At 27.1% G+C, this 17,127-nt stretch carries 18 protein-coding genes; 16 read left to right on the top strand and 2 right to left on the bottom strand.

Annotated features, from left to right (window positions below; all coding sequences use genetic code 11):
- The first annotated feature begins 1 nt into the window (after position 1).
- The 3 genes from dapB to CKV87_RS10430 are packed head-to-tail and all read left to right on the top strand — an operon-like array spanning position 2 to position 3,095.
- Entirely contained in the window at positions 2–775 is a 774-nt protein-coding gene (dapB, locus tag CKV87_RS10440) for a 4-hydroxy-tetrahydrodipicolinate reductase (protein WP_012147963.1), read from the top strand.
- A gap of 11 nt (positions 776–786) precedes the next feature.
- Positions 787–2,133, top strand: a complete 1,347-nt coding sequence (gene purF, locus CKV87_RS10435) for an amidophosphoribosyltransferase (RefSeq protein ID WP_004510976.1) — start codon at positions 787–789, stop codon at positions 2,131–2,133.
- Positions 2,133–3,095, top strand: coding sequence for a TIGR01212 family radical SAM protein (locus CKV87_RS10430; protein ID WP_012147962.1), 963 nt, complete (start codon positions 2,133–2,135; stop codon positions 3,093–3,095). Before purF ends, CKV87_RS10430 begins: the two co-directional genes overlap by 1 nt.
- A gap of 16 nt (positions 3,096–3,111) precedes the next feature.
- Here the strand turns inward: CKV87_RS10430 and CKV87_RS10425 are convergent, their stop codons facing one another.
- Positions 3,112–4,008: a LysR family transcriptional regulator gene (locus tag CKV87_RS10425; RefSeq protein WP_004510974.1), complete on the bottom strand. Its 897-nt coding sequence runs from the start codon at positions 4,006–4,008 to the stop codon at positions 3,112–3,114.
- A 116-nt stretch (positions 4,009–4,124) separates the two neighbouring features.
- Here CKV87_RS10425 and CKV87_RS10420 point away from each other — a divergent pair, with 116 nt between their 5' ends.
- The 13 genes from CKV87_RS10420 (at position 4,125) to CKV87_RS10360 (ending at position 15,984) form a co-directional block, all read left to right on the top strand.
- Positions 4,125–6,179 carry an ATP-dependent helicase gene (locus tag CKV87_RS10420; RefSeq protein WP_012147961.1) on the top strand — a complete coding sequence of 685 codons (2,055 nt, stop codon included), beginning with the start codon at positions 4,125–4,127 and terminating at the stop codon, positions 6,177–6,179.
- Positions 6,180–6,195: 16 nt separating this feature from the next.
- The gene (gene truB / locus CKV87_RS10415) at positions 6,196–7,053 is read left to right on the top strand and encodes a tRNA pseudouridine(55) synthase TruB (protein ID WP_012147960.1); all 858 of its coding nucleotides are present in this window, start codon (positions 6,196–6,198) and stop codon (positions 7,051–7,053) included.
- A gap of 1 nt (position 7,054) precedes the next feature.
- Positions 7,055–7,819: a 4-(cytidine 5'-diphospho)-2-C-methyl-D-erythritol kinase gene (locus tag CKV87_RS10410; protein WP_012147959.1), complete on the top strand. Its 765-nt coding sequence runs from the start codon at positions 7,055–7,057 to the stop codon at positions 7,817–7,819.
- Positions 7,809–8,285, top strand: coding sequence for an SsrA-binding protein SmpB (gene smpB, locus CKV87_RS10405; RefSeq protein WP_012147958.1), 477 nt, complete (start codon positions 7,809–7,811; stop codon positions 8,283–8,285). Before CKV87_RS10410 ends, smpB begins: the two co-directional genes overlap by 11 nt.
- Positions 8,286–8,449: 164 nt before the next feature.
- Positions 8,450–9,916 (top strand): cytochrome-c oxidase, cbb3-type subunit I, encoded by a 1,467-nt coding sequence (gene ccoN, locus CKV87_RS10400; RefSeq protein WP_014469365.1) that lies wholly within the window; start codon positions 8,450–8,452, stop codon positions 9,914–9,916.
- A 14-nt stretch (positions 9,917–9,930) separates the two neighbouring features.
- Complete coding sequence (gene ccoO / locus CKV87_RS10395) at positions 9,931–10,596, top strand: cytochrome-c oxidase, cbb3-type subunit II (RefSeq protein WP_004510968.1); 666 nt, start codon at positions 9,931–9,933, stop codon at positions 10,594–10,596.
- Between the two features lie 10 nt (positions 10,597–10,606).
- Positions 10,607–10,831 (top strand): CcoQ/FixQ family Cbb3-type cytochrome c oxidase assembly chaperone, encoded by a 225-nt coding sequence (locus tag CKV87_RS10390; protein ID WP_012147956.1) that lies wholly within the window; start codon positions 10,607–10,609, stop codon positions 10,829–10,831.
- Position 10,832: 1 nt separating this feature from the next.
- Complete coding sequence (locus tag CKV87_RS10385; RefSeq protein WP_012147955.1) at positions 10,833–11,723, top strand: c-type cytochrome; 891 nt, start codon at positions 10,833–10,835, stop codon at positions 11,721–11,723.
- 1 nt (position 11,724) lies between these two features.
- Positions 11,725–11,967 carry a DUF4006 family protein gene (locus tag CKV87_RS10380; protein ID WP_012147954.1) on the top strand — a complete coding sequence of 81 codons (243 nt, stop codon included), beginning with the start codon at positions 11,725–11,727 and terminating at the stop codon, positions 11,965–11,967.
- A 103-nt stretch (positions 11,968–12,070) separates the two neighbouring features.
- Entirely contained in the window at positions 12,071–12,700 is a 630-nt protein-coding gene (locus tag CKV87_RS10375) for a hypothetical protein (protein ID WP_012147952.1), read from the top strand.
- Between the two features lie 3 nt (positions 12,701–12,703).
- Positions 12,704–13,261, top strand: coding sequence for a hypothetical protein (locus CKV87_RS10370; protein ID WP_012147951.1), 558 nt, complete (start codon positions 12,704–12,706; stop codon positions 13,259–13,261).
- On the top strand, positions 13,251–15,602 hold the full coding sequence (locus CKV87_RS10365; protein WP_012147950.1) for a PD-(D/E)XK nuclease family protein: 2,352 nt from the start codon (positions 13,251–13,253) through the stop codon (positions 15,600–15,602). Before CKV87_RS10370 ends, CKV87_RS10365 begins: the two co-directional genes overlap by 11 nt.
- A gap of 1 nt (position 15,603) precedes the next feature.
- A complete protein-coding gene (locus CKV87_RS10360) occupies positions 15,604–15,984 on the top strand; it encodes a VOC family protein (protein ID WP_012147949.1) in 381 nt (126 codons plus the stop codon).
- On the opposite strand, the gene prfB is transcribed toward CKV87_RS10360, so the two are convergent.
- Positions 15,981–17,078 (bottom strand): peptide chain release factor 2, encoded by a 1,098-nt coding sequence (prfB, locus tag CKV87_RS10355; RefSeq protein ID WP_004510959.1) that lies wholly within the window; start codon positions 17,076–17,078, stop codon positions 15,981–15,983. The two genes, CKV87_RS10360 and prfB, sit on opposite strands and share 4 nt — an antisense overlap.
- Positions 17,079–17,127: the final 49 nt, after the last annotated feature.

The following is a 17,127-nucleotide window of genomic DNA, read 5'->3' as shown; positions in this document are numbered from 1 at the left end:
AATGGTTAAAATAGGTATTTTAGGAAGCACTGGAAGAGTTGGTTCACTATTAATTGATGATTTACAAAATGATAAAGATGCTAAATTATCAGCAGTTCATGTTACTAGCAAGTTATTAAAAACTTTGCCACAAGATACAATTGTTACAAATGATATAAAAGTTTTATTTGATTCTTGTGATGTAATTATTGATTTTAGTAAACCTTCTGGAACAGAGGCTCTTTTGACTGAAGTTATTGAAAATGGTGCAAAAAAACCATTGGTGATTGCAACAACTGGATTAAATAAACATCAGCAAAATTTGTTGCTTGAAGCTAGCAAATTAGTACCTATTTTATATGCGACTAATATGAGTTTAGGAGTTGCTGTTTTAAATAAACTTGTAACTTTAGCATCTAAGACTTTAAGAGATTTTGATATTGAAATTGTTGAACAACATCATAGACATAAAATTGATGCACCTTCAGGAACAGCTTTAACTTTAGCTGAACATGCGGCAAGTGCAAGAGATTTAAACTTGGATGATGTAAGAATTTCTGGACGTGATGGAAATATTGGTGCTAGAACTAAAGATGAAATTGCTGTTATGGCATTAAGAGGTGGAGATATAGTAGGACGACATACAGTTGGTTTATACAATGATGGAGAATTCTTAGAATTAAACCATACAGCAACTGCAAGAAATACTTTTTCTAAAGGTGCAATTAAAGTTGCTAAATGGATTGTAGGAAAAGATGCAAAATTATACTCAATCAATGATGCTTTAGGTCTATAAGGAAAAATAACATGTGTGCAATAGTTGGAATTTTTGGAAATGATAATGCGGCGAGACTAGCCTCAGTTGCTCTGTTTGCAATGCAACATAGAGGACAAGAAGCTACTGGTATTTCTTCATCGTGTGATGGAAAAATTTATACAAAAAAAGATAGAGGTTTAGTTTCAGAGGTTTTTACTGATGATGCCTTAAAATATCTAAAAGGGAATATGGCTATTGGACATAATAGGTATTCAACAGCTGGTGGAGATTCTATTTTAGATGCACAACCAGTTTATGCAAAATATAAACTTGGTGAAATATCAATTGTTCATAATGGAAATCTGATTAATAAAGATGAAGTAAGACAAGATTTAATTAATAAAGGTGCAATTTTCCAAACAGGAATGGATACTGAAAATCTAATTCATTTAATAGCTAAAAATACAAAAGATAGACTAAGAGATAGAATAAAAGAAGCTTTAGAAAAAACTATTGGTGCATATTGTTTTATTGTTCAAAGTAGAAGTAAACAGTTTGTAATTAGAGATAGATATGGAATTAGACCTTTATCTATTGGAAAATTAAAAAGTGGTGGATACATAGTTGCTAGTGAAACTTGTGCTTTTGATTTAGTTGGTGCAGAATTTATTAGAGATGTAAGACCTGGAGAAATGCTTATTTTAGCTGAAGGTTATGAACCAGAATCTATTCAACTATTTGAACCAGAATTTAGACCATGTGCTTTTGAATACGTATATTTTGCTAGACCAGATTCTGTAATAGATGGTAAAAATGTGTACACAACTAGAGAAAATATGGGTAAAGCATTAGCCAAGAATGATAAAAATAAAAATATTAAAATAGATATGGTTGTTCCTGTTCCAGATAGTGGAGTGCCTGCCGCACTTGGTTATGCTGCACAAAGTGGAGTACCATTTAAGTACGGAATCATTAGAAATCACTATGTAGGAAGAACTTTTATTGAACCAACTCAAGAGATGAGGGATTTAAAAGTAAGAATGAAATTAAGTCCTATGAGATCTTTGATTGAAGGTAAGTCTTTACTTGTAATTGATGATTCAATTGTTCGAGGAACAACTTCAAAAAGAATAGTTAAACTTTTAAAAGAAGCTGGTGCTAAAGAGGTTCATTTTAGAGTTGCTAGTCCAGAAATAAAATTCCCATGTTTCTATGGAATTGATACTCCACATAAAGAAGAATTAATTTCAAATAATATGAGTAAAGATGAAGTTTGTAAATATATAGAAGCTGATAGTTTAGAATATTTATCTATAGATGATTTAGTAAATGCAATCGGAAATGATAGAAATTATGCACTTGAAAGTTTTGATGGAGATTACTTCGTAAAAGCGTAATGAGTGAATTAAAAAATGTATTAACTATCGGAAGATACTTAAAAAATAAATTTGGTGAAAAAGTTTACAAAATTCCTATTTCAATATCTGGATTTACTTGTCCAAATATTGATGGAACAGTAGCTCGTGGTGGTTGTTCTTTTTGTGAAAATGATTCTTTTAGTCCAAATTTACAAGAAAAAAGAACAAAGTTCAAACTTAATCCTAGAATCAGTGAAAATCCATATTTAGAAAATCAATTAAAACAGCTAGAAATGCAGTTTTTTGCTACAAAAAAAAGACTTGAGAATAAATTTGGTGTAAAAAAATTTATAGTTTATTTCCAATCTTTTACAAATACTTATGCTCCATTTAATACTTTAAAAGCTTTATATGAAAAAGCTTTAAGTTTTGATAATGTTATTGGTTTGAGTATTGGAACAAGAACAGATTGTATGACTGATGAAATTTTAGATTTTTTAGTTGAAAAATCTAAAGATAAAGAGATTTGGATTGAGTATGGAATCCAGTCATTTTTTGATGAAACACTTGTAAAAATAAATCGTGGTGATACGGTATCTAATATGAAGTACTGGATAAAAAGAACAAAAGATAGAGGATTGAAAGTTTGTGGACATTTAATCTATGGTTTGCCAAATGAAACACAAGAGATGATGCTTGAAACTTTTAAACAAACTTTAGAGTTAGAAGTTGATTCGATAAAATTCCATCCTTTATATGTAGTGAAAAATACACTTTTAACAAATGATTTTAGAAAAGGAAGATTCACTCCAATTTCTGAAGAACTATACATTGATACAGTTGTAAAATCTATTATAAATTTACCAAATAATGTATCAGTTCAAAGAGTAACTGCTGGAATAGATGATAGTACTTTATTGTCACCACAATGGTGTAAGGATAAACATCAACAAATGAAAAATATTAGATTAGCTTTAGGAAAAGAGGGATGGAACTATTAAATAGTACCAAAAGGTACTATTTCATTTTTAAAAGGTAGTCAACTACATTTTCAATAAATGCATCATGTTTTTTATCTTTTCTATATGCAATATAAAGTTTTCTTAACATTTTTTGATTACCAATTCTTGATTCATATAAAGCACCAGCTTTTAATAGTGATTCAATTGCATTTCTTGAAACAATAGAAACAGTTGGAGTTAGATTTTTATCTGAGTGTAAAACAGTCTGAACTATTGTTGTTGCTGATGTAACTTCACTAGTTACATTAAACGTATCACAGTCAGGATAGTTTGCTTTTTCAAGATTTTCTTTAAACAATAATCTTGTATTTGATTCAGGATTTCTACAAACCCATTTGTAAGATAATAAATCTTCAGCTTTAGCTTTTAGTGGAAGTTTTTGATTAGAGAATATTACTATTTCATCTTCCATCCATTCTCTATAGATGATTTCTTCATTTGGAATATAGTTTTCAACTAAAGCTATATCTATTTTTTTATCAAGCAAATCTTGAATAGCTTCATGAGAAACTGATACATTTATAGATACATCATTATGAATATTTTCTTTTAAATTATTTAAAAATCTAGGAAGAATATAATTTCCAATTATAAAAGATGCACCAAATACAAATGTCACATTTTTATTCATTATTTTTAATAGTTCTTTCTCTGCATTGGCAACACATTTTTCAATTTTAAGAGCAATTCCGTGAAGTATTTGACCCTCTTTAGTCAGTTTTATACCATTTTTTTTCCTATCAACAATTTGAACGTCTAAATAATCTTCAATAAATTTCATTTGTTGAGTTACTGCTGGTTGAGAAATCCCAAGTTTAGCAGAAGCTTTTGAAAAAGATTTTTCTCTAACAACAGTTAAAAAAGTCTCTAATTTTGCAAAATCAGTGAGCATTATAATCTCCAATAAATAAATTGAAAGAATAATAACATTTATTTATATATAGAATAATTAAGAGAAATAATGAATTTATATTATATATGGTATAATAAGTAATAATTGGAGAGAAAATGTTTGAAAATCTGTTAATATCATTGAATGATTCACAAAAAATTGCTGCTCAACATGTTGATGGTCCGCTACTTATTCTTGCAGGAGCAGGAAGTGGGAAGACAAAAACTATCACAACAAGACTTGCTTTTTTAATATCTATTGGTATAGATCCAAGTTCAATTTTAACTTTAACTTTTACAAATAAAGCAGCAACTGAGATGAGAGAAAGAGCTTTTTCTTTGCTTGATTCATCTAAGATATTTACTCCACCTTTACTTTGTACTTTTCATAAATTTGGTTTACTATTCCTAAAATTTCATATGAGTGAATTAGAGAGGAAAAACAATTTTATTATAATTGATACAGATGATAAAAAAAGAATTTTAAAATCAATCAACAAAGAGATACCTTCTGCTCTTTTAGCTTCGGAAGTTTCAAAATATAAAAACTCATTAATGTCTCCAAGTGAAGTTAAGGCTACTGCTCAGTTAAAACTTTATCAAGAAATAGCACAAATCTATGAAGATTATGAAAACTATTTAGAAAAAAACAATCTAGTTGATTTTGATGATTTACTTCTTCTTCCTTACAAAATATTGAAAAACAATGAGAATTTAGCAAAACAAATTAGTCAAAAATATCAGTATATTATGGTAGATGAATATCAAGATACAAATGAGTTGCAATATAGACTTTTAAGACTTTTATGCTCAAGCCATAACAATCTTTGTGTAGTTGGTGATGATGACCAATCTATTTATGGATGGCGTGGTGCGACTATAAAAAACATATTGAACTTTTCTGATCATTTTGAAAATAGTTTAGTTATAAAACTAGAAGATAATTATCGTTCAACAGATACTATTTTAAATCATGCAAATCAATTAATAGAGCATAATAGAGATAGATTAGGAAAAAAATTAATAGGAACTAGAACAAAAGGTGATTCTATAAGAATTTATGAATCAAATGATGAAAATGACGAAACAAGAAAAATTGTAGAAGACATAAAAAAACTTATAGATAGTGGAGAAAATCCTAAAAATATAGCAATTTTATTTAGAGTAAATGCACTCTCACGTTCTTTAGAAGAAGGATTTAATAAAGCTGGATTACACTATAAACTTGTTGGTGGAATGAAGTTTTACGAAAGAAGTGAAATTAAAGATTTAATTGCATACTTTAGAATCTTAACAAATTTAAATGATAATTTTTCTATAAAAAGAATCATAAATAAACCAAAAAGAGGTATTGGAAAAACTACAATTGAAAAACTTGAAGAAAAATCTATTGAAACTGGTAAATCTATTTTTGATTTGATTCAAGAACTTGATGCTGAAGGTATTAGTTTAATTGTTGGTAAAAAAAATGCAAGAACACTAAAAGTATTTGAAGCCTCTATTTTAGATTTAAGAGAATCTTTAACTCAATCAAAAATGAGATTTTTAGATAACTTTGAGGAGACTTTTGATTATAGAGCATCTTATGATAATCTTCCTGATGGTTTTGAAAGACAAGCTAATATTGATGAGTTCTATGGATATATAAGAGATTATTTTATTCAAAATCCTCATTTAGATTTAAAAGATTTTTTAAATGAAATCGCACTTGAAAGTGAAAATGATGATTATAGTGGTGAAGCTGTCTCAATGATGAGTGTACACGCATCAAAAGGTCTAGAGTTTAAAAATCTATTTATTATTGGTTTAGAAGAAGGTTTTTTCCCAATTACTGGTGATGGAAGTGATTTAGAAGAAGAAAGAAGATTAGGTTATGTTGCAATTACAAGAGCTAAAGATAATCTTACTTTATCTTTTGTTCATTCAAGATTTTATAAAGGAAAAAGAACAGTTCTTTCAAAAAGTAGATTCTTAAGTGAATCTGGACTTATAAAAGGAAGTTTAACTATTCAAAAACAAGCAGATTTTAAAAAAGGTGATATTGTTTCTCACAAAATTTTTGGAATGGGAAGAGTAGAAAAAGTAACGAGTGCGGGTAAAGATTACAAATTGACTATTAATTTTGGTGGAACAAAAAGAGATATATTATCTTCATTTGTGGAAAAAGCATAAGTTGTAGGATAAGCTTTTGCAAGTAAGATTTTATGAAAAAGAACAATTAAATAAATTGTTAGTAGTGAATAAACCTATATTTATGAGTTCAAATTTTTATTTGAACAGAATAAAAAGAAAATATAAAAATAAAAAAGCTGGATTTAGTGGAACACTTGACCCTTTTGCCAAAGGTTGTTTGATTGTTGCTTTTGGACAATATGCAAAGCTTTTTAAATATTTATCAAAAACTCCAAAAACATATAAAGCAGTAATTTGGCTTGGAGTAAAATCAAAATCTTTAGATATAGAAGAGATTGAAAGTATAGATTTAATAGACAAATTAGATAAAAGCCATATTATAAAAGAGTTAAATCTCCTAAAAGGAGAAATAGAATATATTCCTCCAAAATTTAGTGCAAAAAAAATTGATGGAAAAAGAGCTTATGAATTAGCAAGAAATGGAGTTGAAGTTGAATTAAATAAAACAAAGATGACTATTTTTGATACAAAATTTGTTTTATATAATCATCCATTTATAACTTTTGAAGTAACTGTTAGTGAAGGAACTTACGTTAGATCTTTTGCACAAATACTTTTAGAAAAATTAAATAGTTTTGGAACTTTATCTTATCTTGAACGATTAAATGAAGGTGAATTTTTTTATGAAAATGAAAAAGAGTTAAATCCATTAGATTTTATAAAATTACCTGTAAATAAATATTTGGGTACAACTGAATGGTTAGAAAAAGGTAAAAAGATAGGAATTGAGTATGTTGAAAAGAAAGATAATGGAAAATATCTTATACTAACTGAAAAGTTTTTTTCTATTATTGAAATAGTAGATAATGATGTAAAATATTTAATAAATAAAGTACCAAAATATGGAATATAAAATGACTGAAAAATCTTATGCAAAAGTAAATATTTTTTTAAAAATAGCAAATAAAAGAGATAATTACCATGAACTTGTATCAAGATTTGTACGAGTTCATAGCCTTTATGACAAAATCTCTTTTATTAAATCTAAAAGGAAAGCTTTTGAAATAATAGGAAATTTTGGTTGCAAATTGGAAACAAATACTATTTTTAAAGCATATCAACTTATAAAAAGCTATAAAGGTGTTGAAGATTTTTTTCAAGAATATAGCGTTGAAGTAGAAAAAAATATTCCAGAGTTTGCAGGGCTTGGTGGCGGAAGTTCCAATGCAGCTACATTTTTGATTATGGCAAATAAATATTGTAAACTAAACTTATCAAAAGATGATTTATGTAAAATTGCAGTTAAAATTGGAGCTGATGTACCATTTTTTGTATATGAATATGATAGTGCAAATGTTACAGGCATCGGAGAAATTGTTGAAAAATTTGATGAAGAAATTTTAAATATAGAAACTATCACTCCTAATATTAAATGTAATACCGGTCAAATTTTTAAAATATTTAGAGAAAAGTTTTATAAAGAGATATCAAAAGAAGAAGCCAATAAATTGCTTAGTATGAAATCTATTGATATATTAAAACAATTTGGTATAGAAGATGCAAATGATTTGTATGAAAGTGCATTGAGTTTATATCCACAATTAGGTGATTATGAAAAAAAAGATTGGTATTTTAGTGGTAGTGGAAGTTCATTTTTTAGGATAAATAATGGCAAATAAAAAAGATACAAAAAAGAATTTAGTTTTTAAAAATAAAAAAGCATTTCATGACTTTACTATTTTAGAAACTTTAGAAGCTGGAATTGTCTTAGAAGGTAGTGAAGTAAAAGCAATAAGAGAAGGTAGAGTTAATCTAAAAGATTCTTTTGTTCGTATAATTAAAGGTGAAGTATTTTTACTTAATGCTCATATTTCTCATTTAAGTACAACTCACTCAACTTATAGACCTGATGAAAGAAGGTCAAGAAAACTTTTACTTCATTCAAAACAAATAGATAAAATGTACTCTAAAGTTACAAAAGATGGAATAACATTAGTTGCATTAAAACTATACTTTAATGATAAAAATATGATTAAAATTGAAGTTGCAACAGCTCAAGGTAAAAAACTCCATGATAAAAGAGAAGATTTAAAAGCAAAAACTATGAAACGGGAAACTGAGCAAGTTTTAAAATCTTTTAAATAGGATATTTTTTATCTCTTTTTATAAGTTAAAATTATAATTAAAATAATAACTCATTTGTTAATTAATTGTTAATTTTTTTGTTAATTTTAAGTTTCTCTTGGCTATCATTTTGTTCAATGAGTGACTTTTTGTGACTTGTATATAAAATTAGTAGGAGGAGATTGATGCAAAACGGTGCACAAATTGAGTATGACTACTCAGTTGCAAAAGCCTTTACATTTGCAACAATATTGTTTGGTATCATAGGTATGACAATCGGTGTTGTACTTGCGTTTCAATTAGCTTTCCCAGAGCTAAATTATTTAGCTGGAGAGTATGGTACATTTAGTAGATTAAGACCTTTACACACAAATGGTGTTGCTTTTGGTTTTGCTTTAAGTGGTATTTTTGCTGGATGGTATTATATATCTCAAAGGGTATTAAAAGTTTCATTAAAAGAATCACCTTTTTTAATGGCTATTGCAAAACTACACTTTGTTCTTTATTTTATTACTATTCTTTTAGCTGTTGTAACATTATTTATGGGGATTACAACATCAAAAGAGTATGCAGAATTAGAGTGGCCACTAGATATTTTAGTTGTTGTTTGGTGGGTTTTATGGGGTATTTCAATTTTTGGAATAATTGGAATTAGAAGAGAAAGAACTTTATATATTTCAATTTGGTATTTCATTTCTACATTTATTGCTGTTGCAATGTTATATTTATTTAATAATATGGAAGTTCCAACTTATTTAGCTACTGGATATGGTTCATGGATTCACTCTGTTTCTATGTATTCTGGAACTAATGATGCTTTAGTTCAATGGTGGTATGGACATAATGCTGTTGCATTCGTATTTACTACTCCAATTATTGCATTAATTTATTATTTCTTACCAAAAGAGTCTGGACAAAACGTTTATTCTTATAAATTATCTATCTTAGCATTCTGGGGATTATTATTTGTATATTTATGGGCTGGTGGACACCACCTTATTTATTCAACAGTTCCAGATTGGATGCAAACAATGGGATCAGTTATGTCAGTTGTTTTAATTTTACCATCATGGGGATCAGCAATTAATATGCTTTTAACAATGAAAGGTGAATGGCAACAATTACAAACAAATACATTAATCAAATTTATGGTTTTAGCTTCAACATTCTATATGTTATCAACAATAGAAGGACCAATTCAATCAATTAAATCAGTAAATGCAATTGCACACTTTACAGACTGGATTCCAGGGCACGTACATGATGGTGTATTAGGATGGGTTGTATTTATGATTATGGCAGCTTTATATCACATGGTACCAAGAATGTATAAAAAAGAGTTATACTCAAAATCTTTAATGGATACACAATTCTGGTTACAAACAACAGGGATTGTTTTATACTTTACTTCAATGTGGATAGCAGGTATTACACAAGGTATGATGTGGAGAGCATATGATGAGTATGGTTCATTAGTATATTCATTTATTGATACAGTAAATGTATTACATCCATATTACACAATTAGAGCAGTTGGTGGGTTATTATACCTAATTGGATTCTTTATATTTACATATAACATTTATAAAACAATTAAATGTGGTAGAGTACTTGATAAAGAGCCAGTAAATGCAACTCCAGTAGCTGCGTAAGAAAAGGAGAGATTATGTTTCATTGGTTTGAACAAAGACCGTTTTTCTTTGCGGTACTAGTATTTTTATTTGTTGCATTTGCAGGGATTATAGAGGTAATTCCAGACTTTGCAAAACAAAGTAGACCAACAGTTGGTACAAAACCATATTCAGTATTAGAATTAGCTGGAAGAAATGTTTATATTAAAGATTCGTGTAACGCGTGTCACTCTCAATTAGTAAGACCATTTAAATCTGAGACAGATAGATATGGAATGTATTCTTTATCAGGGGAATATGCTTACGATAGACCATTCTTATGGGGATCAAAAAGAACAGGTCCAGATTTAATGAGAGTTGGAAATTATAGAACTACTGATTGGCATGAAAACCATATGTGGCAACCATCGGCTGTTGTTCCTGGAAGTATTATGCCAGCATATAAACATCAGTTTTCAAATATAGCAGATGTTGAAACAGCTTATGCAGAAGCTTTAACAGTAAAAAATGTATTTAATACTCCATATGATCAAGAAGGTATGCCTAAACTTGGTACTTGGGAAGAAGCAAAAGCTGCTGCTTTAGAAGAAGCGAAAGTTATTGCTGCTGATATGAAAAATGAAGATGTTAAAAAAGCTGTTGCAAACGGTCAAGTTCCTGAAATAGTTGCATTAATTGCATATTTAAATTCTTTAAAGTAAGAGGTTGATGATGGATTATGAAACACTTTTAACAGTACAAGGCTATACTAAATTCTTTTTGATTTTAGCTGTGTTCATTATATTTTACTCATATGCTTATTCTATCTATAGAAGGGATAAAAAGGGGGAAAGAGATTTTGAAAAATATTCAAAGCTTGTACATGATGATTCAAGTGTTTCAATTCCTCTTGAAGAGAGAAAAAGAGATAAAGATATAGATAATAAGGAGAAATAAAATGAAGTCTATGATTATAGGTGGAATAATTCTTATCATCGCATTAATGGCAGGAACTTACTTTGTAGCGGGTGATGCTTTTAACAGTGATGATTATATTAATAGCCTAACAATGTTAGGGGCAGTAGCAATTATTACAATTAGTGTATTTGTTGTTTTAAAATATGTTAATCAAATGAAAAATGATACTGCAAGTGGAGAGTTAGCTGAAGAGAAATGGGATGGTATTGGTGAATATAAAAATCCTATTCCAACTGGATGGGGATTGGCATTTATCGGTTCTATTTTATGGATGTTCTGGTACTTTACTGTTGGTTATCCAATAAATGGATTTTCACAAATTGGTCAATGGAATGAAGAGACTAATGAATATAATGCTAAATTTGAGCAAAAATGGGTAAATCCATCTGAAGAGACTTTAAAAGCTATGGGTCAATCAGTTTTCCTAGTTCAATGTGCTCCTTGTCACGGTGTTGATGCAGAAGGAATTGAAGGAAAAGCTCATAATTTGACAAAAAGAGTTTCTAAAGAACAAGTTGTTTATGCTATTAAAAATGGTGCAAATAATTTAACAACAGATTTCCCTGCAGGAATGCCACCAATGATGTTAACAGAAGATGCTGATATTAATGAAGTTGCTACTTATGTTGCAAGTGGATTTAAAGGTCAACAACCTGCTGCTTATGCTGTTTGTGCAACTTGTCATGGTGAAGATGGAACTGGTATGCCTTTTGTTGGTCCAAATATTAAAGCTTATGATGATGCACTAGTTATAGCTGTATTAAAAAATGGTAAAAAAGGTTTAATTGGAACTATGCCAAGCTTTAATGAAAGACTTAACGAAACTCAAGAAAGAGCATTGGCTTCATATTTAAGAAGTTTAGGAGAGTAAGATGGCTGGAAATACACAAATGAATGAAAATGAAAGAGGTATTTTTAAACTAAATGGAATTTCAGGTATGTTAGTAGCTGTTGTTTTATTATTATCAATCCTTGCTATTTTAGTAGTAAATGCTGTACTAGTTCAACAAAGAGAAGCTACAAATTACTATAAAATTAATCAAGACTTAAATGGTTTAAAAATGAATAGTGCAGAGAATCATACACATTACCAACTTGTTGGTAGTGAAAAATAAGGAGTAAAATATGGAAAAAGTTATTGGTATTTTACTTGTAGTTGCAGCTGTAATGACTATATATTTTGGTTATTTTGATGCAGCAAAAGTATATGTTGGTTAAATGAAAAAAGTTAAATTTTTTAAAGTAGGAGTGATTTTTTCACTTTTACTTTTTTTCTGCACAAATCTAAATGCTGAAAATTATATTCTAAACGATGATAAATTAATCGATGACAGAGCAAAAGAAAAAATTAATCAAATTGGTGATGAAGTTAAATCTAAATTAGGTGTTAATATATATATTTATGCAAAATCTACTTTAGGTTTAGATGATAACATTAAAACTAAAGAGAAGATTGAAATAGTAAAATCGAATGAAAATCAGATTTTACAAAACTTAAAAGCTCCATATATTCTAATGACTATTTATGTTGAAGAAAATATGGTTAATTTAATATTTACTGAAGATTTTAAAAATATAATTGATAAAAATGAGATTTTAGATGGCTATGTTGTACCACTTTTAGCTTCAAAAGATAAAAATTCACTTTATGCAAAAGTTAGCGCTGCTACATTAAATGGTTATGCAGCTATTGCTGATACTTTAGCCGATTCTAAAAATATAAAATTAGAAAACAGTATAGGAAATTCTGGTAAAGTCTCTGGTACAATTTGGAGAGTATTTATGTATACTCTTGTTGTTGTAGCATTATTAGTATATACTTATGCAGTTTTAAGAAAGAGAAAATAAATTATGAAAAGAAATTATTGGCCATTGTTTTTTATAGGAATTTTTAGTTTTGTATTTTCAATGATTATTTGGACTATTACAAAGGCTGTAAGTGTTCCAACTGTTGAAGACAGAAGTTTTATGAAAAAGTATCAAGATGTAGATGAACATTTTAATGTAATGATGGAATCAAATCAAAAATTTTTATCAAAATACAATTTTGAAATGTATTTAAATGATAAAGAATTTGATTTAACTACAGAAGATATAAAATATTCTCAAAGAGTAATTGAAAAATATTCTGAAAATAAAAATCTTCTAAAAATAGGTCAAAATAATATAAAAATTGTTATAACTGATAAAGTTACAAAAGAAAAAAAAGATGTAAAAATTGATTTGATAGTTTCAAAAACTATGACAAATGATAGTGATATATCTATTTCAAATGATAATTTTACAAATGTAAATAATACTTTCTTTTCAAATTTTGATATAAAAGAGGCAAATAATTGGATTATAACAGGTAGTTTCAATGTTGATGAAACGATAGGTTATATTTATATTAAAACAAATGCTATTTAAAAAAAAGCTTTTAGTTTTTCCCACTTCAAGAGCAATCAGAGATTATATCTCTAAACAAAAGAGTAATAATACTCTTTTGCCTTTCATCTTAACTATTGATGAATTTTTAAAAAAATCTATATCTTTATCAAACCTAAAATATTGTGAAGAAGAACATAGAGTTCTTTTTCTAAATGAAGCAATAAAAAATATTGATATAAAAAAGCTAGGAATTTCAGATAATTTTACAAAGTTTTTAAAACAAAGTGATTATATATATAGATTTTTTTTGGAATTAGCAAGTGAAAAAGTTGAAATTGAAGAGATACAAAATGTTGATACTTATGATTTTTATTTAGAACATTTGGAAATCTTAAAAGCTATTAAAAAAAAGTATATAGAAATTTTAGAAAATAACTCTTATGTTGATAAAATAAATTTAGATAAACATTATGAAATAAATAAAAACTTTTTAGATAAATTTCAAGATATTGAGTTACATTTTGAAGGATATTTTACAAAAGTAGAGTTCGAAATTGTAGAAAAAATATCCCAAAAAATAGATACAAAAATTATATTTTATTCAAATTCTTACAATCAAAAATCATTAGAAGTTTTTAAAAATATTAATATTAATCTAAAAATTGATTACAAATATAAAATAGATTTAACAAATAAAATTATTATAGATGAAGAAGAGATAAAAAGCTTATTAGAAAGTTATGAAATAAAAGGGTTTTCTTCAAGATTAAATCAAATAGCATATATAAAATCTTGTATAGAAAAATCTGTTTTAAATGGAGTAAATCCTAAAGATATTGCTTTAGTTTTACCTGATGAGAGTTTTGTAAGTAGCATTGAATTATTTGATGATGAAAGGTATTTCAATTATGCTATGGGAAAAAGCATAAAAAATAAAGAACTTTACCAAATATCAAATGCAATCTATTTATATCTTAGTGAAGATGAAGAAAAAAATATTTCAAATATGAGTTATTTGAAAATTGATAAAGAGTTTATTGATAAAAATATAAAACCTTTTTGGAATAAAGTTACAAATAAAGAGTTATTTGTAAGTATTACAGATTTTATAAAACAAAAAGAAAAAAATATAGAACTAATTGAAAAATATGACGAATTACTTTATAAGTTAAATATTACACTCTTTTCAAATGAGAACAAAATTTTATTAAAAGATGTATATAAAATATTTTTGCAGAAACTATCCTCAATTACTTTAGATGATATAAACTCTGGAACAATTACAGTTTTAGGCTTGCTTGAAACAAGAGCCGTTTCTTTTGATACTGTAATAATCTGTGATTTTAATGAATCTTATATTCCAAAAATATCAGTAAAAGATAAATTTTTATCTACAAGATTAAAACAATTAGCTAATCTTCCAACTCAATTTGATAGAGAATCTTTACAAAAGTATTATTACAAACGATTGATAAGTTCTTCAAAAAATGTTTTTATATCTTATGTAAACTCTGAAACAAATCAAATTTCAAGATTTGCTAATGAACTATTTGAAAAGAACATTGTAACTGATACAAATGATAGTTTTTATAAACATATTTTATATGATAACCACAAAATATCATATTTTGATGAAGATATAATTTCAAAAATAGATCTAACAAAATTTATTTGGTCTGCAACCTCATTTAAAAACTTTTTAGAGTGTAAGAGAAGATTTTATTTACAATATATTTTAAAAATAAACGAACATACAATTTCTTTAAAACCAAAAGGTTACGAGCTAGGAGATATTATTCACTCTATTTTAGAAGATTATTATTCTAAAGATAATAAAAACTCAATAGAAGAATTATTTTTAAAGTATAAAAGTTCAAATCCTTTTTTAACTTTGGATTTAGAAGTGTGGAAGAAGAAGCTTCTAAATTTTTATGAATTTGATAAACAAAGATTAAAAAATAGAAAAATTATTATGATAGAAAAAGAGTTTAACTGCTCTTTTAATAATATAAACATAAAAGGAATAATAGATAGAGTTGATAAGTTTGAAGATAATTATGAAGTAATTGATTATAAAACTTCTTCAACGTTAAACGTTGATACTTTAAAAACTTATGAAAAAAGTGTTGATTTTCAATTAGAATTTTATTATATTGCCTTACAACAATTATTTAAAACTCCAAATATAAAAGCTTTTTATTATGATTTAAATGAGTATCTTTTAAAAGAAGAAGTAGCAATACAAGAAAAACTTGAATTATTATCATCAAAGTTTGATGAACTCAAAGAGTTATCTAAGAATGAGATAAATTTTTTAAAGTGCGAGGATAAATCAAACTGTTTATATTGTGCATATAAAGTTGTTTGCAATAGGGAGTAATATGATAAATATTTTAAATCTGGATCATTTAGTGTTGACTGTAAAAGATATAGAAGAAACAGTTAAATTTTATGAAAAATTAGGAATGAAAAAAGAGATTTTTGGTAAAAATAGAGTTGCACTTAAATATTCAAATCAAAAGATAAATCTTCATAAATTAGGTAGTGAATTTGAACCAAAAGCAAAAAATGTGAAAGAAGGAAGTGCTGATTTATGTTTTATTGTAGAACAAAATTTAGAAGATATTGTTTTATATTTGCAAAAAGAAGAAATTAAAATTGAAGAAGGAATTGTTGAAAGAACAGGGGCAAATGGAAAGATAAAATCTATCTATTTAAGAGACCCTGATTTGAATTTAATAGAGTTATCAAACTATATTTAGTTTGTATTTGTTGCTATTAAAACATCTTCTATCATTTTAGTAATATCTCCATCAAGTATTGCATCAACATTTGAATATCCAATATTACTTCTACTATCTTTTACTTGTTGGTATGGTTGTAAAACATAAGATCTGATTTGATGACCCCAACCATTATCACTTTTTTCTATACCATCTTTACTTGCTCGTTGTTTTTCAAGTTCATATTCATAAAGTCTTGATTTTAGCATTTTAAAAGCACTGTCTTTATTTTTATGTTGACTTCTATCATTTTGACATTGAACAACAATTCCTGTTGGAATATGTGTAATTCTAATAGCTGATTCTGTTTTATTTACGTGCTGACCACCAGCTCCGCTTGCTCTATATGTATCGATTCTAATATCTTTATCTTCAATTACAATATTAATATTATCATCAATTTCTGGACTCACCATTACTGATGAAAAAGATGTATGTCTTTTTGCATTTGAATCAAATGGAGAGATTCTCACCAACCGATGAATACCATTTTCTGCTTTCATATATCCATAAGCATTTTCACCTTTAATGATAAAAGATACATCTTTTATTCCTGCTTCATCTCCTGCTTGATAATCAAGAAGTTCAACTTTAAAATCATTTCTCTCTGCCCATCTTAAATACATTCTATAAAGGATACTTGCCCAATCTTGTGATTCTGTTCCTCCAGCTCCTGGATGAATAGAAACTATTGCATTTGAACTATCATCTGGATTTGAAAGCATTACAGATATTTCAGTTGATTTGATTAAATTTTCTAAATCACTAGCTTCTTCGTAAAGCATCTCTAAAGTTTCATCATCTTTCTCTGCTGTTGCCATTTCATAAAGTTCATTTGTTCCAGTTAATGAATCAAATGCTTTATTAAATTTATTTAGTTTTCCTAAAATTCTATTTTTTTCGATACCTATTTTTGTAGCATTTTCAACATCATTCCAAAAATCTTGAGATGCTTCTTCATTTTTTATCTCTTCTAATCTTTTATTTAAAATATCAGGCTTTAGAATACCTTTTATATTATTTAGTTTTGTATTTAGAAGTTTTAATAGTTCCGAATATTCGTATGCGTCCATTTATTTTTTAATCCTTTGAAAAGTGTTTATAAAAGTTGTTTTGTTAAAG

It is taken from the genome of Aliarcobacter butzleri (genome assembly GCF_900187115.1).
GTDB lineage: Bacteria > Campylobacterota > Campylobacteria > Campylobacterales > Arcobacteraceae > Aliarcobacter > Aliarcobacter butzleri.
This window is presented reverse-complemented; position numbering and strand designations above follow the sequence as displayed.